The 18,087-nt window shown below is 69.6% G+C and carries 18 protein-coding genes; 6 read left to right on the top strand and 12 right to left on the bottom strand.

All coding sequences use genetic code 11. The features are described from left to right. Positions 1–42: 42 nt before the first annotated feature. Positions 43–459, bottom strand: coding sequence for an acyl-CoA thioesterase (locus AC5677_RS17900; RefSeq protein ID WP_497196020.1), 417 nt, complete (start codon positions 457–459; stop codon positions 43–45). A 399-nt stretch (positions 460–858) separates the two neighbouring features. Between AC5677_RS17900 and AC5677_RS17895 the strand changes: the two genes are divergently transcribed. Together AC5677_RS17895 and hemB are read left to right on the top strand one after the other, a co-directional pair. Continuing rightward, on the top strand, positions 859–1,812 hold the full coding sequence (locus AC5677_RS17895) for a helix-turn-helix domain-containing protein (protein ID WP_497196019.1): 954 nt from the start codon (positions 859–861) through the stop codon (positions 1,810–1,812). Between the two features lie 92 nt (positions 1,813–1,904). Beyond that, positions 1,905–2,894, top strand: a complete 990-nt coding sequence (gene hemB / locus AC5677_RS17890) for a porphobilinogen synthase (RefSeq protein ID WP_497196018.1) — start codon at positions 1,905–1,907, stop codon at positions 2,892–2,894. Between the two features lie 64 nt (positions 2,895–2,958). Here the strand turns inward: hemB and AC5677_RS17885 are convergent, their stop codons facing one another. From AC5677_RS17885 to AC5677_RS17870, 4 genes are all read right to left on the bottom strand, one after another. After that, the gene (locus AC5677_RS17885; RefSeq protein ID WP_497196017.1) at positions 2,959–3,267 is read right to left on the bottom strand and encodes a hypothetical protein; all 309 of its coding nucleotides are present in this window, start codon (positions 3,265–3,267) and stop codon (positions 2,959–2,961) included. A 110-nt stretch (positions 3,268–3,377) separates the two neighbouring features. Continuing rightward, the gene (locus AC5677_RS17880; protein WP_497196016.1) at positions 3,378–3,755 is read right to left on the bottom strand and encodes a hypothetical protein; all 378 of its coding nucleotides are present in this window, start codon (positions 3,753–3,755) and stop codon (positions 3,378–3,380) included. 22 nt (positions 3,756–3,777) lie between these two features. Then, entirely contained in the window at positions 3,778–4,521 is a 744-nt protein-coding gene (locus tag AC5677_RS17875; protein WP_497196015.1) for a hypothetical protein, read from the bottom strand. A gap of 45 nt (positions 4,522–4,566) precedes the next feature. Continuing rightward, positions 4,567–4,893, bottom strand: a complete 327-nt coding sequence (locus AC5677_RS17870) for a WXG100 family type VII secretion target (RefSeq protein ID WP_497196014.1) — start codon at positions 4,891–4,893, stop codon at positions 4,567–4,569. A gap of 167 nt (positions 4,894–5,060) precedes the next feature. Between AC5677_RS17870 and AC5677_RS17865 the strand changes: the two genes are divergently transcribed. After that, the gene (locus AC5677_RS17865) at positions 5,061–5,543 is read left to right on the top strand and encodes an alpha/beta hydrolase family protein (RefSeq protein WP_497196013.1); all 483 of its coding nucleotides are present in this window, start codon (positions 5,061–5,063) and stop codon (positions 5,541–5,543) included. Positions 5,544–5,575: 32 nt separating this feature from the next. Here the strand turns inward: AC5677_RS17865 and bla are convergent, their stop codons facing one another. The 4 genes from bla to argS form a co-directional block, all read right to left on the bottom strand. After that, entirely contained in the window at positions 5,576–6,487 is a 912-nt protein-coding gene (bla, locus tag AC5677_RS17860; protein WP_497196012.1) for a class A beta-lactamase, read from the bottom strand. 114 nt (positions 6,488–6,601) lie between these two features. Then, positions 6,602–7,801 (bottom strand): S8 family peptidase, encoded by a 1,200-nt coding sequence (locus AC5677_RS17855; protein ID WP_497196011.1) that lies wholly within the window; start codon positions 7,799–7,801, stop codon positions 6,602–6,604. Then, positions 7,798–8,874: a hypothetical protein gene (locus AC5677_RS17850; RefSeq protein WP_497196010.1), complete on the bottom strand. Its 1,077-nt coding sequence runs from the start codon at positions 8,872–8,874 to the stop codon at positions 7,798–7,800. The genes AC5677_RS17855 and AC5677_RS17850 overlap by 4 nt, the downstream gene beginning before the upstream one ends. 228 nt (positions 8,875–9,102) lie before the next feature. Continuing rightward, entirely contained in the window at positions 9,103–10,881 is a 1,779-nt protein-coding gene (gene argS / locus AC5677_RS17845) for an arginine--tRNA ligase (protein WP_497196009.1), read from the bottom strand. A 199-nt stretch (positions 10,882–11,080) separates the two neighbouring features. On the opposite strand from argS, the gene lysS reads away from it, so the two are divergent. Beyond that, on the top strand, positions 11,081–12,805 hold the full coding sequence (gene lysS, locus AC5677_RS17840; RefSeq protein ID WP_497196008.1) for a lysine--tRNA ligase: 1,725 nt from the start codon (positions 11,081–11,083) through the stop codon (positions 12,803–12,805). 148 nt (positions 12,806–12,953) lie between these two features. Then, complete coding sequence (locus tag AC5677_RS17835; protein ID WP_497196007.1) at positions 12,954–13,193, top strand: hypothetical protein; 240 nt, start codon at positions 12,954–12,956, stop codon at positions 13,191–13,193. A gap of 59 nt (positions 13,194–13,252) precedes the next feature. Here the strand turns inward: AC5677_RS17835 and AC5677_RS17830 are convergent, their stop codons facing one another. The 3 genes from AC5677_RS17830 to AC5677_RS17820 all read right to left on the bottom strand — a co-directional run bounded on the left by AC5677_RS17830 (position 13,253) and on the right by AC5677_RS17820 (position 16,570). Next, on the bottom strand, positions 13,253–14,644 hold the full coding sequence (locus tag AC5677_RS17830) for a DUF2637 domain-containing protein (protein ID WP_497196006.1): 1,392 nt from the start codon (positions 14,642–14,644) through the stop codon (positions 13,253–13,255). Positions 14,645–14,778: 134 nt separating this feature from the next. After that, positions 14,779–15,486 (bottom strand): DUF3558 domain-containing protein, encoded by a 708-nt coding sequence (locus tag AC5677_RS17825; protein WP_497196005.1) that lies wholly within the window; start codon positions 15,484–15,486, stop codon positions 14,779–14,781. A gap of 199 nt (positions 15,487–15,685) precedes the next feature. Continuing rightward, the gene (locus AC5677_RS17820; RefSeq protein WP_497196004.1) at positions 15,686–16,570 is read right to left on the bottom strand and encodes a hypothetical protein; all 885 of its coding nucleotides are present in this window, start codon (positions 16,568–16,570) and stop codon (positions 15,686–15,688) included. Positions 16,571–16,815: 245 nt separating this feature from the next. Here AC5677_RS17820 and AC5677_RS17815 point away from each other — a divergent pair, with 245 nt between their 5' ends. Then, complete coding sequence (locus AC5677_RS17815) at positions 16,816–18,009, top strand: RtcB family protein (protein WP_497196003.1); 1,194 nt, start codon at positions 16,816–16,818, stop codon at positions 18,007–18,009. Positions 18,010–18,087 lie beyond the last annotated feature (78 nt).

The raw sequence follows: 18,087 nt of genomic DNA, 5'->3' as shown, positions 1-18,087 counted from the left end.
GCCCCCTCGGGGGCGCCCGGCGTTGGCCCGGTGCCGCCGGGGCTATTCCCCGGTTGAGAGGCAGGGCTGGAAGGACGCCCGGATGGCGTCGGGCATCTCCTTCTTGCCGCCGGTCACGGTGTCGGTGAACACGTGCCGTATCTCGCCCTCCGCGATGAGCCGTTCGCCGACCTTGAACCTCGGGCGCACGATCATGCTCGTCGTGCCGAGATGGGTGATCGGCATTTCGATGTCGATCAGCTCGTCGTAGCGCGCGCCCTGGAGATAGCGGATCCGGGCTTCCGCCACGACCACGTCGGTGCCACTTTTGACCATGGATTCATAGCCCTCGGTGGCCTCGCGCCACAGCTCCGTCATGGCGACGTCGTAGTAGAAGAGGTAGTGGCCGTTGAACACGACGTTCTGCTGGTCGCATTCGCTGTAGCGCACCCGCAGTCGGTGAGTGAAGAGCGTGGTCATGGGCGCGAGCGTAATCGCCCTTCGTGCGGGTGATCGGGATGTGGGGGAGTCGAGGGGCTCCGCGAACTTCCGTGCGGGGTGACGGAGTTGGAGGGTGCGCCCTGCCAACCGGCGCCCGGGGGGCCGGGATCCGGTGGACCGGGCGCCGGTCCGGCGGGCCGTCAAGAAGAAAGAACCGGGGGAAAGAACCTTCCAAACCCACCAAACCCCGGATTCGTCACCCACGGGGGTGAATCGGCTCAACTCGGCTGGCGCGGGGGAGGTTTGGGCGGGCAGGCTCGCACAAAGACAACCGCAGACATGCGACGGCCCCCGCCGGGACTGGCATCCCAGTGCGAGGGCCTGACCACCAGAGGAAGAAACCCTTCCGAGGCTGAGGAGAGGAAGCACCCCTTCCTGATGGCTGAGACGCAGCTTAGCGCCGCCGCGCGCCCGCACCCCCGAGTTCGGCGAACTGCCACCCACACCGGTGTCACCCACATCAGGCACCACCAGCCGGACCGGTACACGATCATCGGCAATCACCTGGCCCAGCACCGTGAACTGTCCCTGACCGCGGTGGGGTTGGGGACCTACATCCTGTCGTTGCCGGAAGGTGCCCGGGTGGACATCCGGACCCTGGCCGCCCGTTTCCCGGAGGGCCGGGACCGGATCGCCTTCGCGCTGCGGGAGCTGGAGGCCCAGGGCTATCTGGCGCGGGTGCGGGAGCGGACGCCCGGCGGGCGGGTGATCACGCGGACCTATGCCTGCAACGATCCGGCCGCCGATCGCGCCCGGGGTGCGAGGGCGGCGGAGCCGGTGGCGCCGATTGCGCCGGTGGAGCCGTCTCCGGCCGTGGCGCCGCCTTCGCCGGTGGCCGTCGCGCCACGGCCCGTACCGGCCGGGGCCGCGGCGCCGCCCGCTCCTGCCGCCCCGCCCGCCCCGTCCGTCCCTGCCGAGCCGCCCCGTTCGCCGCGGCACGACACGGCCGTCGCGCTGCTGGCGGGGCTGCGGCGCAGCGACGACCGGCTGACGCTCGCCGAACGGGACGTCCGCCGCCTGGCGCCCGCCCTCGTCGCCTGGCTGGAGAACGGTGCCGGTCCGGCCGCCGTCCGCCGCGCGCTCACCGCGGGCCTGCCGGCCGAGGTGGAGAATCCGGCGGCGCTGGTCGCCTACCGGCTCCGGGAACTGCTGCCGCCGCCCCTACCCGAGGTCCCCTTGGAGCCATCGGAGGGCGCCGCGGGAGCCGGGCGCCCACCGCTCCCCTTCCAGACCTGCGACGGCTGTGAGCGGGCCTTCCGCGGCCGGGAGCCGGGGCTATGCCGCGACTGCCGCGGCGATGCGGCGGCCGGGGGCACCGTTCTCGCGGCCTGAGCGGTGCGCGTGGCCTGAGCGGTGCCCGAGCGCCTGCGCGGCCGACGATGCGTCGGCAAAGGGGGGTGCGGGGCGGGCGTAGCGTGGGTGGCATGACGAAGTACGGAAGCTTCCCCGGGGCGCGGCCGCGGCGCCTGCGTACCACCCCTGCCATGCGACGGATGGTGGCCGAGTACCGTCTCCACCCGGCCGACCTGATCCTCCCGGCGTTCGTGCGGGAGGGCGTTGCCGAGCCGGTGCCGATCTCGGCCATGCCGGGGGTCGTCCAGCACACCCGCGACACGCTCCGTAAGGCGGCCGTCGAGGCGGTCGAGGCCGGGGTCTCCGGGATCATGCTCTTCGGCGTGCCCGAGGAGGCGAAGAAGGACGCGGCGGGTACGGCCGGCACCGACCCCGACGGGATTCTCCAGGTCGCCATCCGGGACGTACGGGCCGAGGTCGGCGACGATCTCGTGATCATGTCGGACCTGTGCCTGGACGAGACCACCGACCACGGGCACTGCGGCGTCCTGGATGCCGAGGGCCGGGTCGACAACGACGCGACGCTGGAGCGCTACGCCGAGATGGCGCAGGTGCAGGCCGACGCGGGCGCCCATGTCGTCGGCCCCAGCGGCATGATGGACGGTCAGATCGGCGTCATCCGGGACGCGCTGGACCAGACCGGGCATGAGGACGTCTCGATCCTGGCGTACACGGCGAAGTATTCGTCGGCGTTCTACGGGCCGTTCCGCGAGGCCGTGGGGTCGTCGCTGAAGGGTGACCGCAAGACGTACCAGCAGGACCCGGCCAACCTCCGGGAGTCGCTGCGGGAGCTGGCGCTCGATCTGGAGGAGGGCGCCGACATGGTCATGGTCAAGCCGGCGCTGCCGTATCTGGACGTGCTGGCGAGGATCGCGGACGAGGTGGACGTGCCGGTCGCGGCGTATCAGATCTCGGGTGAGTACGCGATGATCGAGGCCGCGGCGGAGAAGGGCTGGATCGACCGCGACAAGGCGATCCTGGAGACGCTGACCGGCATCAAGCGGGCCGGGGCGAACATGATCCTGACCTACTGGGCGACGGAGGTCGCGCGGGGGCTGTGATCTGAGCCGATGCAACGTCGGAGGCCGGATAGTCCGCAGGGATCATCCGGCCTCCGAGCGTGTGTCACTGCAACACGGACAGCAGGATGAGGCAGAGCGCGAGCGAGAGCGCCATTCCTGCTCCGCCCAGCCTGACGCGGCGCTGATTGTCATGCCGCCAGCCTTCGAACATCACCCAGAGCCCTGCGTACATGCCGACCAGGTTCAGGCCGGTGAGCCACAGCCGGTTTCCGCTCACCAGCGACAGAACGATCAGGAGCCACGGAGCCAGGATCCCGCCCCCTAGCAGCACTCGGGTGAACTGCTGCCCCTCCCGCAGTGCCATCTCGTCGCTGGGCGACAGGGGTTCCAGGTCGGGGAGTTCGGAGTTCATGGCGCCCTCCATGGCGGTTGGGGTATCGGTCCGGGGTCAGGCCGACGGTGGGGGTTCGGTGCGGCGCGGTTTCACGGCAGGTGACCGCGGTCCATGGGTGCCGCTCGGTCCTATCCGTGATGCCGACCGTGTCCCTGTGTGCGTTCGCGCCGTTCCTGGTCGATCTCGTCCTGCTGCTGCTGGAGAAACTCCCTGCCTGCCTTCTCGGCCTCGGCTTTCTCCGACTCGGTCATTTCATCCCACTTCTCGCGGAATTTACCGATGTTCTGGACCAGGGCCTCCTCGTAGGCGCCGACACGTACCGCTTCGCGGATGCCGATGCGCCCCGAAAGGACTTCCCGGGCCATCTCACCCAGAACACTGTCTCCCCCCTTGGTGTCCGCCAATGCCTCCAGCTGCTTGCGCAGCATCCTGGCTACGGCCGGATCGCGGGCGACAGAGAGGAATTCTTCATCTCCGACGCGCTGTTCCTGGTCACGTTCAGTCATTTTCGTCGTTCCTGTAAGCCATTCAGACAGCGGGGTTGTCGTAACTCTTGCCGGGGAGTGGGAACTTGACCATATTGGCCTGGATGAGGTGCACGGTTTGCGTGACGATGGCAACAGCGCCACTTACCAGGAGCTGTACCTCGCTGACCACCGTCATTAGTTTATTCCACATGTTGATCATCGCGACGATTTCGCCGGCCACGGCGCCCGCAGCAATGACGGGGCCGAACACGGTAAAGCTGGTGGACGCTCCGGTGGCGGCCGTGATCGCGGCGACCAGGGCGGTGTCGAGAATTCCCCCCAAAAGGTCGCCGCAGGCCTCGGCGGCATGCCAGACGCCTTCTGTCACGGTTTCGTACTGCTCTTTGAGATTGTCGAACGACTCCTTCATCGCAGCCACGTCCTTGGCCAGCGTGTCGAAATAGACGTAGGCCGAGTCCGCTGCGTTTCCGGACCATGAAGCATCGAGTGCCTTGTTGCCTGCCTCGATGTTCTGCGCGAGCTCGTCACAGAAATTCCCCAGGGCGTGCCAGGCCTTGGCGCATTCTGCGTATTCTTCCCAATTTCCGCCGAGGAGCTTCTTGGCTTCGTCCATCGGGTTGAAATCAAAGGCAAGTTCGAGACCGTTGCTGATCATCGCCGACGGGCTAAATACATCGCCATAGGATGTGAGGTCGCGATAGGATGAACCCGGCTCTTCTTTGTCGCCGTCCACCTGCGGTTTTACCAGACGCTTGGTCGGCTCGGCTACATCGTGAAATCCCATTACTGAGGAACTCTCTCGCGTTTTCGGTTGGCTATGTGAGGTTGCTCAGCGTTTGGAAGCAGGGTATTTCGAATCTAGCTTTGAGGCCTCACTCTGGTCCGTTTTTTCATAGAATCCAGCGCTTCGCTCCATCTCCTCCTGGGATGCCTCCAGGATTCGATGCAGATGCTTCAAAGTGGACTCGACATTCGCCATCACGCCGTCATGTCCGCCGCCAAACATGCTCGCCAAAGCGGATAGCGGACCCTTGCTGAAGGTGCCGATTGTGCACTCACGCCGAAAATATTCAAGTGCTTGGCCGGTGTCGGACGAGGCCCTCCCGATTTGCTTGGAGAAGGAAGTGAGGTCGTCCGGATCGACCTGGAATGACATAGTATTCCCCCATGCTTAATAAGCGTTGACGTCATATTAGCGAAGGGGTAACACAGGGCAAAGTCTCGTCATCGCAAGAGGGATAGGGATGGCGATGCTCTTGCTTTCAGCGGCCGTAGCCGAGGGCGCCGGTCCTCGGGGCGCGGAGAAACGTGTGGGGGGCAGGGGTGGATGGCACTGCCTGGATCCACCCCGACGCCCCGCCCCGCCCCGCCATCGTCATGCCCTCCCCCTGGACGGTGGCCGGGTGGCGCACCTGCACGGTGGCTGCGACGACGTTCGCGCTGGGCGGCTACAACGTCCTCGCTTGCTCGGCGCCCGGCGTCGGCGCCACGGAAGGCGAGGTCGAGGCGGGCGGCGAATGGGACGTCCAGGACGGCTCCAAGGCGCTGGACTGCCTCCTTGCGCACGCCCCCGGCCACACCACCAAGGTCGGCTTCACCGGCCTGTCGTACGGCTCCGGGCTCAGCCGGCTGATCACCGCCCGCGACCGCCGGGTCGACGCGGTCGCCGCGCTCAGCGCCTGGGGCGACCCGGGCGAGGCTTCTACGAGAACCACACCCGGAACGTGGCCTCCGTACGGGCCCTCAGAACCCGCGCGAGACCCGCGGCACCGACGGGGTCTGCGGCCCGGCGTACCGACCGGCTGACCCGGCCCGACGCCGGTGGCGGGCTCCGACGCTCAGCCCGCCACCGCCTCCGCCAGCACCGACGCCACCCCCGCGACCAGCGGGTTGTCGTAGGGCGCGGTCTGCTCCGCCTTGCGGGTGAGCACGGCCAGCACGATCGGGGTGCCGTCCGCGGTCCAGGCGACGCCCACGTCGTTGCCGGTGCCGTACGAACCGGAGCCCGTCTTGTCGGCGATCACCCAGTCCTTGGGCAGCCCGGCGCGGAAGCGGTCGGTGTTGGTCTCGTTCGCCGTCATCCAGGACGTCAGCCGCTGCCGGTCGGCGGCCGTCAGGGCATCGCCCACCAGGAGCCGGGCGTAGCTGCGGGCGATGGCGTACGGGCTGGTGGTGTCCGTCGTGCGCCAGGGCTCGGCCGAATTGAGCTCGGTCTCCCAGCGGTCGAGGTGGGTGGTGCGGTCGCCGAGGGAGCGGGCGAAGGCGGTGATGCCGGTGGGGCCGCCGATCTCGCACAGCAGCAGATTGCCCGCCGTGTTGTCGCTGTGCTGGAGGGCGGCGGCGCACAGTTCGGCGATCGTCATGCCGGTCGCGACGTGGTCCTCGGTCACCGGCGAGTTGTCGACCAGGTCCGCCGCGCTGTAGTGGATCCGGCGCGCCAGGGTCTCGCCGTTGCGGTCGAGGTCGCGCAGTACGGCCGCGGCCGCGAGGGTCTTGAAGGTCGAGCAGAGGGCGAAGCGGGTGTGCGCGCGGTAGGCGACGGTCGCGCCGGTGGCGGTGTTGTGGGCGAACACGCCCAGTCGGGCGCCGTGTTCGCGTTCCAGGCGGCGCAGGTGCGCGAGAGCCCGGCCGTCCGGCCGGTGCCGGGGCGAGGCCGCGTGCGCGGGTGTGGTGCCCGCCGCCAGCAGGCCGGCGGCCAGACCGGCGCCGGTGCCCAGGACGGTGCGGCGGGATAAGGCGGTGGATGCCACGGTGGTACCTCCCATGTCGGAGTGTGCGGCCCTGCCCGGCCGCCGGGGGGGCATACGGGCGGGTGGCGGGCGGTGACCTTCCGCCCGCCACCCGTCCGGCCGTTGGGGCCTGTCCTAGTACGGTGCGCCGGGGTAGCCCGGGGGGCCTGCCGGGGGGCCTGCCGGGGCAGGGGCCGCGGCGGTGTTCGCCCTGGCGCGCTTACGGCCCAGGACGCCGATCAGTATGGCGCCGAGGACCATGACCAGGCCGGTGCCGGCGGCGCTGTAGCCGACCGTCGTCAAACCGGTGTCCAGGTCCGGGTGCTTGGTCTTGGACGTGCCGTCCTGCCCGGCCGGGTGCTTGTTGCCCTGGTACTTGACCGGGGCCGTTCCGTCGGCGGGCGGGTTGGCGGCGGCCTGGACCGCGGCCGCGGCGTTGATCGACCCGTGTCCGACCAGCGGGTTGTAGCCGCCGGACGGGTGGTGGGCCGTCTTGGCCAGCAGCGTGCGCACCTGCGCCGGCGTCAGTTTGTGGTTGTGGGAGAGCATGAGGGCCACGACGCCGGAGGCGAGGGCGGTCGCGGGCGAGGTGCCGTTGACCGGCCGGTAGCCGCCGGTGTTGTTCGCGCTCACGATGCCCACGCCCGGCGCCGCCACGGCGTTGTAGGTCCGTACGGTGGAGAACTCGGCGTGGCCGCCGCCCTTTTGCGTCGCGGCGACGGAGATCACTTCCGGATAGCCGGCCGGGTACTGCGCTTCGTTGAAGACATCGGCGTCGTTGCCCGCCGAGGCGAGGACCGGGACGCCCTTCTGCGCCGCATGCGCCAGGGCATCGACCTCCTCGTCGTTGTAGCGGAGGCCGAATCCCGAACCGCCGAGCGACATGGAGATGACATCGGCACCGTGGTCCACGGCGTAGTTGATGCCCTGGGCGATCGGGCTGGGGCCGCTCCGCAGCCCTTCGTGGTCCTTCTTGTCGTCGATGACCCGGACGGAAAGGATCTTGGCTGCGGGGGCGACCTTGAGGACGTCCGAGGCCATCGCCGTGCCGTGTCCGCCCCAGCGCGGGTTACCGGGGTGGAGGCCGTCCTTGAAGTAGTCGGGGCCCGTGGTGACCTTGCCGGCCACCGCCGGGTGGTTCGCCTCGACACCGCTGTCCAGGACCGCGACCGTGATGCCCGCACCCTGTGCGGTCCGTTGTGCCGAGGCCAGGCCGAGCGCCTGGTACTCCCAGCTCTTGGGGCTGGCGGCGGCCGCGGGGGTCGCGGTCGTGACACACAGCAGAGAGGCGAGGCCGGCCGCCGTCGCCGCGGCTTTGATGCGCCGGATTGTCATGCTGTCGTCTCCGTCACCAGTTCGTTGAGGTGCGGCCGCACCATGTCGAGGACGCTGGTGGCCGCGGCTTCCCAGGGGGAGCGGTCCTCGCCGGCGTCGGAGCGGTGGCGGCCCCACTCGCCGGGCAGCCTGCTCGCGATACGGCCGTCGACGGCGCCGGCGGAGGCCGCAACGGCGTAGGGAACATCCGAATTGTTGACCGTGTCGCCCGCCGAGCCGTTACGCCGGCTGTCGCTCCAGCCGGCGGCCAGGGTGCCCGGGACGGGGTACGCCTTCACCGCCTGCGTCGGGTTGTCCTTGTCGCGCTCGTCGCTGAAGAAGCCGTTCATGTCCTCCGGGTCGGTGCCCTTCGGCAGCGCGATCAGCGCGACCGTCACCACGGTGTTGCCCGTCGGGTCGACATAGGTGGCCCGCAGGGCTCCCTTGCAGCCGAGCTTCTCCGCCTCGGCCGCCGTGGCGCCGCTCAGCGCATCGTCGCACCCGGTCTTCTCGGATATGCCGACGCGATGCCACTGGGCGCGCTTGGGGTCGGTGATCTTGCCCTGGCTCAAGGGCGCGAGCGTGTCGGGGAAGAGCTTGTCCACGGACTCGTTGCGCCACATCGTCGGGCCGTAGGTGCTGCTGTTGTTGACGACCTGGCTCGCGTTGGAATACGCGTGGGCGATCAGCCCGCCGCCGCCCAGCAGCGCGAGGCCGCCGATGACGGCGAGGGCGAGGGTCAGGCAGGTGCGTCCCACACTGCGCTGCGGCCCCGGGGCGGGCATGCCGACGGGTGGCATGCCGGGCATCCCCGGGCCGCCCTGCATGCCGGGTCCGCCCGGCATACCCGGTCCGCCCTGTGGCGCCCAGCCGCCCTGCTGCGGGATCCACGGGCCCTGCGGGGGTCCTTGAGGCGGGCCCTGCGGGGGTGCCTGCGGCGCGCCCTGCGGCGGTGCGGGCGGCGGCTGCACGGCTGGTGGCTGCATGGACGGTGGCGGAGCCATGCCCTGGCCCTGCGGCCAGGCCCCTTGCTGGGGCTGTTGCCCGTACGGCCCGGCATTGCCGGGACTTTCGGGCGGCGTTGGGTAGGACACGGCTCCCCTCCTTGACGTCAACGTCCGGCACACGGGCTCGGAACGGCGGGGAAAGACAGGGTCACTGCCGCACGCCCCCGCGCGCGCGCTCAGGAGACACTATCGAGCACATGTTCAGGCGCGCGCAGCGCGTTTCGTCCGCCACCCGGGCCCGCGCCCGGCGGTGAACGGCGCAGCGGCGGCCCGGAAGGAATCCGGGCCGCCGCTGCGGTCAGTACGGGGCGGGGCTCACAGCCGCTCGGGCGTGCGGATGCCCAGCAGCGCCATCCCCTGGTGGAGGGTGCGGGCGGTCAGGTCGCACAGGAAGAGGCGGTTCTCGACGACCTCGGTGGGGTTGTCCTCGCTGACGACCTGGCACTGGTCGTAGAAGGTCGTGAACAGCGACGCCAGACCGTAGAGGTACGCGGCGAGCTTGTGCGGCTCGTACGCCTGGGCCGCCTCCGCGAGAGTCTCCGCGAACTGGTCGAGGTGCAGCCCCAACGCCCGCTCGGCCGGGGCGAGTTCGAGCTCCGGGTGGGCCGCCGGACGCACCTCGCCGGCCCGCCGGATGATCGACCGGATACGGGCGTACGCGTACTGGAGGTAGACGGACGTGTCGCCGTTCAGCGAGACCATCTGGTCCAGGTCGAACTTGTAGTCCCGGCTCGCCGACGTCGAGAGGTCGGCGTACTTCACCGCGCCGATGCCGATCTGGACGCCGTTCTCGACGATCTCCTCCTCGGTGAGGGCGATCTTCTCGTTGTTCTTCTCGCGCACGACCGCCGTCGCCCGCTCGATCGCCTCGTCCAGCAGATCCACCAGCCGCACCGTCTCGCCCGCACGGGTCTTGAACGGCTTGCCGTCCTTGCCCAGGACCGTGCCGAAGGCGAGCTGGACGGCGTGCGTCTTGTCGTTCAGCCAGCCGGCCCGGCGGGCGGTCTCGAAGACCATCTTGAAGTGCAGGGACTGGCGGACGTCCACGACGTAGAGGAGGGTCTCGGCGCCGAGGTTCTGGACGCGGTCGCGGATCGCGGAGAGGTCCGTGGCGGCATAGCCGAAGCCGCCGTCGGACTTCTGCACGATCAGCGGGACGGGGTTGCCGTCCGGGCCCTTGACGTCCTCGAAGAACACGCACAGTGCGCCCTCGGAGCGCACCGCGACGCCGGACTCCTCCAGCAGCCGGCAGGTCTCCGCGAGCATGTCGTTGTAGCCGGACTCGCCGACGACGTCGGGGTCGCGGATGTCCATGTCCAGCTTGTTGAAGACCGAGTAGAAGTAGATCTTCGACTCGTCCACGAACCGCTGCCACAGCGCGAGGGTCTCCTCGTCGCCCGCCTGGAGGTCGACGACCCGGCGCCGGGCCCGCTCCTTGAACTCCTCGTCGGAGTCGAAGAGGGCACGCGAGGCCTTGTAGAGGCGGTTGAGGTTGGACGCCGCCTCCTCGCCGGAGATCTCGGCGCTCTCGCCGCCCTTGTGGTCCAGCTCGTGGGGGTGCTCGGTCAGATACTGGATGAGCATGCCGAACTGGGTGCCCCAGTCGCCGATGTGATGCCGCCGGATCACCTTCTCGCCGGTGAACTCCAGGATCTCGACCATCGCCGCGCCGATCACCGCGGACCGCAGATGGCCGACGTGCATCTCCTTCGCGACATTCGGCTGCGCGTAGTCGATGACGGTCGTGCCCGCGCCTTCGGAGTACGGCACACCCAGCCGGGCGTCGGCGGCGCGCTCGGCGAGGGTCTTGATGATCGCCTCGTCCGCGACGGTGATGTTGAGGAACCCGGGGCCGGAGACCTCGATCTCCTTGAGGACGGCGTTCTCGCCGATCGCGTCCACGACCTTGGTGGCCAGCTCCCGCGGATTGCCCTTGAGCTTCTTCGCCAGCGCCAGCAGGCCGTTGGCCTGGAAGTCGGCCCGGTCGCTACGTCGCAGCAGCGGGTCCGCGGAACCGGCCTCCGGCAGGGCTGCCGAGAGGGCGTCCGCGACGCGCTGGTGGACCGTAGCTGCGAGGGAAGTGACCGAGGCCATGGAGATGAGCTCTCTTCTGGAGGGAGGGGTCGTCGGAGTGGAAAGGGTTTGCCAGCGAGTATCCCACGCCGATACCACTGAATTTCTGACCGGGCGATGTCTGGGAGAATGGCAGCGTCAGGCTTGTGTACGTCGGACGGCTGTGTCGGACGCACACCAGGGCGCAACGAGCAAGCACCAGGAAGAGGAAGGGCCGATCGTGGCTCAGCAGAGCACCGAGACCGACTGGGTCTCCAGGTTCGCGGACGAGGTCATTGCCGAGGCGGAGCGCCGCGCCCCGGGCAAACCGGTCGTCTGCGCCTCGGGCCTGAGCCCGTCCGGCCCGATCCACCTGGGCAACCTCCGCGAGGTCATGACCCCGCACCTGGTCGCCGACGAGGTCCGCCGCCGCGGCTACGAGGTCCGTCACCTCATCTCCTGGGACGACTACGACCGCTACCGCAAGGTCCCCAACGGCGTCCCGGGCGTCGACGACTCCTGGGCCGAGCACATCGGCAAGCCGCTGACCTCGGTACCGGCCCCGGCCGGCTCCGCGTACCCGAACTGGGCCGAGCACTTCAAGGCCGCCATGGCCGAGGCGCTCGCTGAGCTGGGCGTCGAGTACGACGGCATCAGCCAGACCGAGCAGTACACCGCCGGCGCCTACCGCGAGCAGATCCTGCACGCGATGAAGCACCGCGGCGAGATCGACGCGATCCTCGGTCAGTACCGCACGAAGAAGGCGCCGGCGAAGAAGTCGCAGAAGCCCGTCGACGAGGCCGAGCTGGAGGCCGCGGAGGGTTCCGGCGCGGCGGCCGAGGACGACGGCAGCGGCGGCTCGGCCGGCTACTTCCCGTACAAGCCCTACTGCGGCCGGTGCGAGAAGGACCTCACCACCGTCACCTCGTACGACGACGCGACCACGGAGCTGGCCTACACCTGCACGGAGTGCGGCTTCGGCGAGACCGTCCGGCTGAGCGAGTTCAACCGCGGCAAGCTGGTCTGGAAGGTCGACTGGCCGATGCGCTGGGCCTACGAGGGCGTGATCTTCGAGCCGTCGGGTGTCGACCACTCCTCGCCCGGCTCCTCGTTCGTCGTCGGCGGGCAGATCGTCCGCGAGATCTTCGACGGGGTCCAGCCCATCGGCCCCATGTACGCCTTCGTCGGCATCAGCGGCATGGCCAAGATGTCCTCCTCCAAGGGCGGCGTGCCCACCCCGGGCGACGCCCTGAAGATCATGGAGGCGCCGCTGCTGCGCTGGCTCTACGCCCGCCGTAAGCCCAACCAGTCGTTCAAGATCGCCTTCGACCAGGAGATCCAGCGGCTCTACGACGAGTGGGACAAGCTGGCCGCCAAGGTCGCCGACGGCTCGGCGCAGCCCGCCGACGCCGCCGCCTACAAGCGCGCCGTCGGCATCGCCGCCGGTGAGCTGCCCAGCACGCCGCGCCCGCTCCCGTACCGCACCCTGGCGTCCGTCGCGGACATCACCGCGGGCCACGACGAGCAGACGCTGCGCATCCTGAGCGAGCTGGACCCCGACCGCCCGGTTGCCTCCCTGGACGAGGTCCGGCCGCGGCTGGACAAGGCCGAGTGCTGGATCACCACCCAGGTCCCGGCCGACCAGCGCACGATCGTCCGCGACCAGCCCGACGAGGAACTCCTCGCCACGCTCGACGACCAGGGCCGCGCCTCGCTGCGGCTGCTGCTCGACGGGCTGGAGGACCACTGGTCGCTGGACGGCCTGACCACGCTGGTCTACGGCGTGCCGAAGATCCAGGCGGGCCTGGAGCCGGACGCCAAGCCGACGCCGGAGCTCAAGGTCGCCCAGCGGGCGTTCTTCGCGCTGCTCTACAACCTGCTGGTCGGCCGGGACACCGGGCCGCGGCTGCCCACGCTGCTGCTGGCGGTCGGCGCGGACCGGGTGCGCAAGCTGCTCGGTGGCTGAGCGCTTGAGCGGCTGAGCGGCTGAGTGATTGCCGCCGGTCGATTGCCGCTGAGTCGTACGCGCCGGTCCGGGCGTGCGACTTGGGGAGGAGAACGGGTTCGGCCCCGGGGACGAAGAGCCCCGGGGCCGAACGCGTCACGCTGGGGACATGAGGGGAATCATCGGATTCATCGCCATGATCCAGGGGGCGGTCGGCTTCGTCGGCCAGGTGTTCTTCGACAAGAACTTGGGCATACTCGCCCATTGGTTCGATCCGCCGGCGGTGGCCCATATCGGGCTGTTCGCCGCGGGTGCGGCGCTCGCCGTATGGGCCGATGCGGACAAGAAGCGCAAGCAGAAGCGGGAGCGGGGGCAGGGGCAGGAGCAGGTGGAGGGCGGGGCGGCGTAGGTCGCGCGGGTTGCGTGGACCGCATGGGGTCGCGTGGACCGCGGGGGCCGCTGATGCCGTTACGGGATGTACTCGGTCTCCATCTCCGACCGGAACCGCAACTGGAACTCCCGTACGAAGCTCCGCAGATATCCCTCGGTCAGCGGGCCGCCGTTGCGCCCCTCGACCCCGTGGGACTCCAGTAGATAGCGCCCGAACTGCCGGGAGTCGGGGAACGTGTTCTTCTCGGCGACATAGGCGCGGTAGGCGAGGAAGTACGCCTCGTCGCGGGGGACGTCGTCGGGGAGGGTGGTGATCGGGGGGAGGGGGTCGGGGGCCGACTCGGGTGCCGGTTCGGGGGCGCCGGCCGGGCCCAGGGGGCGGCTGCGGCCGGGGCCCACGGGGACGGTCAACTGGCTTGTGGCGGCGGGCTGTTCGGGGGCTTCTGTCGCTTGGGTGACGCCCTGGGGAGCCTCGCGGGAGGCCGCATCGGCGAGTTCTCGGGCGGACTCATGGGCGTACTCATGAGGGGACCCGTAGGGCGACTCGGCGGCGGCCTCGTGGACGGGCTCGCGGCGGGGGGCGAGTGGCGGCGGGCCTGCCGGTGCTTCGGCCGCCTGCGCCGTGCCTGCCTGCGCCGGGGCTGCCTGGGCGCCGGCCGTCCGTGCCTCGGCTGTCGGGGCCGGGCCTTCCGGGGCTATGAGTTCCGGGGCGCCGCTGTGCGGCTGCGCCCCGGGGGCCGGTGTCGAGCCCGCCGCCGGCATCAGCACCGGCGGCGCTATCCCCGCGGCCGTCAGCCCGGCCGGCGCGGTCTCGGCCAGCGGCACTCCGTACCGCGCCAGCCGCAGCGGCATCAGCGCCTCGACGGGCGCCCGGCGCCGCCACGCCCGGCCGTAGCGGGCCCGCAGCCGCGCCTGGTAGACGAGGCGGTCCTGTTCGAGCCGGATGACCTGGTCGTAGCTGCGCAGCTCCCACAGCTTCATCCGGCGCCACAGCCGGAACGTGGACGGGAAGGCGAGCAGCCAGCGGGTCAGCCGGACGCCCTCCATGTGCTTGTCGGCCGTGATGTCGGCGATCCGGCCGACGGCGTGCCGGGCGGCCTCCACGGCCACCACGAACAGCACCGGGATGACCGCATGCATGCCCACACCCAGCGCGTCCGGCCAGGCGGCCGCGCCGTTGAACGCGATCGTCGCGGCCGTCAGCAGCCACGCCGTCTGGCGCAGCAGCGGGAACGGGATACGGATCCAGGTCAGCAGCAGATCCAGCGCCAGCAGGACGACGATCCCCGCGTCGATGCCGATCGGGAAAACGGCCGAGAACGCGCCGAAGCCCTTCTTCTCGGCCAGCTCGCGCACCGCCGCGTACGAGCCGGTGAACCCGATGGCCGCGATCAGTGCCGCCCCGGCGACGACCACGCCGATCAGGATGCGGTGTGTACGCGTCAACTGCGCCGTCTTCGTCGCGGACACCCGCGGTTCCTCCCCGGCCTCGGCGAAATGGCGCGCCTAGCGTGGCACACCCGGTCAAGCCGGGGCCGGAGAGGGCCCGGGGCTACGGTGCTCCGGCGGTGTCGCGGCCGGTGCTGCGGTGCTGCGGTGCTGCGTCAGCCGTTCGCCTTGATGGCGGCGTTCACGGCTTCCTTGGTGGCGGCCTGGGCGTTCTTCAGCAGGTCGGCGCCCTTGGGGGTGTCGGCGCCGGCCATGCCCGCGCCGTTGTAGTTGACCGTGACGACGATGTTCGCGGTGCGGGCGATGACCGTCGTGTTCTTGAAGGAGTTGCCTTCCTTCTTGATGTCGTAGGTGATCGCGGTCGCCTCGTCGCCGGTTCCGGAGATCTTGAGGGCCGCCAGCTTCTTGGCGCCCGAGGTGGCCTTCGCCGCGGAGACCTGCTTGGCGTAGAAGTCCGTGGCGCGCTTCTCGCCGGAGCCGATCTTCGGGTTCGGGTCCGAGTCGTAGCGCTGGAAGCCGATGTCCAGCCAGCGGAACTGGGTGCCGTCGATGCCCTTGTCGTCGGAGCTGTCCCACGAGCAGGTGCCGTGCTCGCTGTCGGTGGAGTCGCCCTGCCGCCCGGCCTTGTTCTTCGTCTTGGGCACCATCGTCTTGAGGGTGTCCTTGGAGAACCCCTCGCACGGCCGCGGCAGCTTCGTGAACTTCGCGGCCGCAACGGTCGGCGACGGGCTGCCCGACTTGGTGGGCTCGTGCGAGGTGTCGTCGGAGCTCTTGGTGTCCGAGCCGGAGCAGCCGGCGACGAGCATCACCGGGACTGCTGCGCAGGCGAGAAGGCTGGCAAGTCGCTTGGCTGAACGGTGCATGGTTCCTTCGCTGTTCGTCGTCGTGGCGGCGGCCTCGCCTGTCGTACGAGGTTCGTACGGGGGTTCGTACGGGGGCGGGGCTAGACGGCACGGTACGCGGCTGAGCGAGATCGGTGGCCGATTCGTGTCGTTTGAACGATCGGATGAATGGGGTGAGGAGCCCCCAATGCGCCTAATGGGTCAGCTCGCCCAATTGGGACTATTCGCTCAAGCTGTCGGCCAGCTCTCCGGCCAGCGAACGGGCCTTGTCCTGCAGTTCCTGGCTGTCGGGCAGGTTGGCCTTGTCCGTGGACCACTGGTCGTACGCGATCGTCACGATGACGTTCGACGTGCGAAAGACCACAGTGATGTCGCGGTGCACACCGGAGTCCGCGGTGGCCAGTTTGTCGTTCAGGAACGCCGCGTCGCCGAGGCCGCCCAGAACGCGCGGCGCGGTGGAGCTGCCGGGGTCCGTGCTCGCCTCCGCGGAGGGTGACGCCGGGGCGCCGGACGGCTTCCCCTTGCCGTCCTTGCCGCCCTTGTCGGCCTTGGCGTTGCCGTCCTTGGCGCTCTTCGCCTCCGGCGTGCTCTTGGGGGACGAGGGCGGGGCGGTGGGCGTCGCGGAGCCGTCGGTCGGTATTTCGGCGGCCTGCTCCTTGCCGTCGTAGATCTCCTGGGCCCGGTCGTCGTCGCTGACGGCGGGGTCGTACGAGACCACCCGCACGATGTCGAGCGCCAGATGGCGGGTGCCCTCGGTCGTCTCGCGCTTCCAGTGGCAGCCGACGCGGCGGTCGGTGTCATAGGTGACGTCGGCCTGACCCGCGTAGATCTTCTCCGCTTCCTCGGGGGAAAGCTGCTGGTCATCGCCGGGCAGCAGGGAGCGTACGGTGCTGCGCGCGGGGAGTCGGCAGGCCTCGGGGAGGGTCTGGTAGCGGCCCGGTTCGACGGCCTGGCTCGAGGTGGAGGTGTCGCCGCCCTTGGCGTCGGCCGCCCCGTCGTCGACGCCGGAGCCGGCGGTGCAGCCGGTGAGGCCGACGGCGAGCGCGGTGGCGGCCACCAGCGCGGCGCCGGGGGCGAACGACTTCCGTAGCGACTTTCGCTGCATGGCTGACTGCATGGCTGACGGCGTGGCTGACGGCGTGGCCGACTGTGCGGGTCGTTGCGCGGTTCGTTGCATCGTTCGCGGCTCCTTTCCTGTGGAGTCCCCCACGAAATGTGGTTGCCGCCGGGCGGCGGCCGATGGACACAATGTCTACCGCACGTCTCGCCGCAAACGTCGGCCAACCGTCCAAGATCCGATGAGTTGTCCGTGTTTTGCGTTTTATCTTTTTTCGGGGGAATGAGGAAGTTATGTCGTACACCGAGGTACCCGGCGCGCAGGTACCGATCCGTATGTGGACGGATCCGGCCGCGGTCGAGGGCGTCGCGATGCAGCAGCTGCGCAATGTCGCCACCCTGCCGTGGATCAAGGGCCTGGCCGTGATGCCGGATGTGCATTACGGCAAAGGGGCCACCGTCGGCTCGGTGATCGCGATGCGGGGCGCGGTCTGCCCGGCGGCGGTCGGTGTCGACATCGGCTGCGGGATGAGCGCGGTGAAGACCTCCCTCACCGCCAACGACCTGCCCGGCGACCTCTCCCGCCTCCGCTCCAAGATCGAGCAGGCGATCCCGGTCGGGCGTGGGATGCACGACACTCCGGTCGATCCGGGGCGGCTGCACGGCCTTCCGACGGCGGGGTGGGGGGACTTCTGGGCGCGGTTCGACGGAGTCGCCGAAGCGGTCAAATTCCGTCATGAACGCGCCACGAAGCAGATGGGTTCGCTCGGAGGCGGAAATCACTTCCATGAGATCTGCCTCGATGAGGACCAGTCGGTGTGGATCATGCTGCACTCGGGTTCGCGCAACATCGGCAAGGAGCTCGCCGAGTACCACATGGGCGTGGCGCAGAAGCTGCCGCAGAACCAGGGACTCGTCGACCGCGACCTCGCCGTCTTCATCGCCGACACCCCGCAGATGGCCGCGTACCGCAACGATCTGTTCTGGGCGCAGGAGTACGCGAAGCACAACCGCGAGATCATGATGGCCCTGACCCAGGACGTGATCCGCAGGGAGTTCAAGAAGGCGAAGGTCACCTTCGACGAGGTCATCTCCTGCCACCACAACTACGTGGCGGAGGAGCGGTACGACGGCATGGACCTGCTGGTGACCCGTAAGGGTGCGATCCGGGCGGGCAGCGGCGAGTACGGCATCATCCCCGGCTCGATGGGCACCGGCTCCTACATCGTCAGGGGCCTGGGGAACCCCGCGAGCTTCAATTCCGCCTCGCACGGTGCCGGCCGGAAGATGAGTCGTAACGCGGCGAAGAAGCGGTTCTCGACGCGGGACCTGGAGGAGCAGACGCGGGGAGTGGAGTGCCGTAAGGACTCCGGTGTGCTCGATGAGATCCCGGGTGCGTACAAGCCGATCGAAAAGGTCATGGAGCAGCAGCGGGATCTGGTGGAGGTCGTCGCCCATCTCAAGCAGGTCGTCTGCGTGAAGGGCTGAGCGCAGCACCCCACGTGATCGACAGGCCCCGGACCGGGCGTGGACGCTGTTCGCGGATCGGCGCGGTCCTGTGTGACG

The sequence above is a fragment of the Streptomyces sp. JLSY215 genome (genome assembly GCF_059682825.1).
This window is presented reverse-complemented; position numbering and strand designations above follow the sequence as displayed.

Coding starts and splice junctions, on each gene's coding strand:
- AC5677_RS17900 (WP_497196020.1), bottom strand. CDS start 459: ATGACCACGCTCTTCACTCACCGACTGCGGGTGCGCTACAGCGAATGC.
- AC5677_RS17895 (WP_497196019.1), top strand. CDS start 859: ATGGCTGAGACGCAGCTTAGCGCCGCCGCGCGCCCGCACCCCCGAGTT.
- hemB (WP_497196018.1), top strand. CDS start 1,905: ATGACGAAGTACGGAAGCTTCCCCGGGGCGCGGCCGCGGCGCCTGCGT.
- AC5677_RS17885 (WP_497196017.1), bottom strand. CDS start 3,267: ATGAACTCCGAACTCCCCGACCTGGAACCCCTGTCGCCCAGCGACGAG.
- AC5677_RS17880 (WP_497196016.1), bottom strand. CDS start 3,755: ATGACTGAACGTGACCAGGAACAGCGCGTCGGAGATGAAGAATTCCTC.
- AC5677_RS17875 (WP_497196015.1), bottom strand. CDS start 4,521: ATGGGATTTCACGATGTAGCCGAGCCGACCAAGCGTCTGGTAAAACCG.
- AC5677_RS17870 (WP_497196014.1), bottom strand. CDS start 4,893: ATGTCATTCCAGGTCGATCCGGACGACCTCACTTCCTTCTCCAAGCAA.
- AC5677_RS17855 (WP_497196011.1), bottom strand. CDS start 7,801: ATGACAATCCGGCGCATCAAAGCCGCGGCGACGGCGGCCGGCCTCGCC.
- argS (WP_497196009.1), bottom strand. CDS start 10,881: ATGGCCTCGGTCACTTCCCTCGCAGCTACGGTCCACCAGCGCGTCGCG.
- AC5677_RS17835 (WP_497196007.1), top strand. CDS start 12,954: ATGAGGGGAATCATCGGATTCATCGCCATGATCCAGGGGGCGGTCGGC.
- AC5677_RS17825 (WP_497196005.1), bottom strand. CDS start 15,486: ATGCACCGTTCAGCCAAGCGACTTGCCAGCCTTCTCGCCTGCGCAGCA.
- AC5677_RS17820 (WP_497196004.1), bottom strand. CDS start 16,570: ATGCAGCGAAAGTCGCTACGGAAGTCGTTCGCCCCCGGCGCCGCGCTG.
- AC5677_RS17815 (WP_497196003.1), top strand. CDS start 16,816: ATGTCGTACACCGAGGTACCCGGCGCGCAGGTACCGATCCGTATGTGG.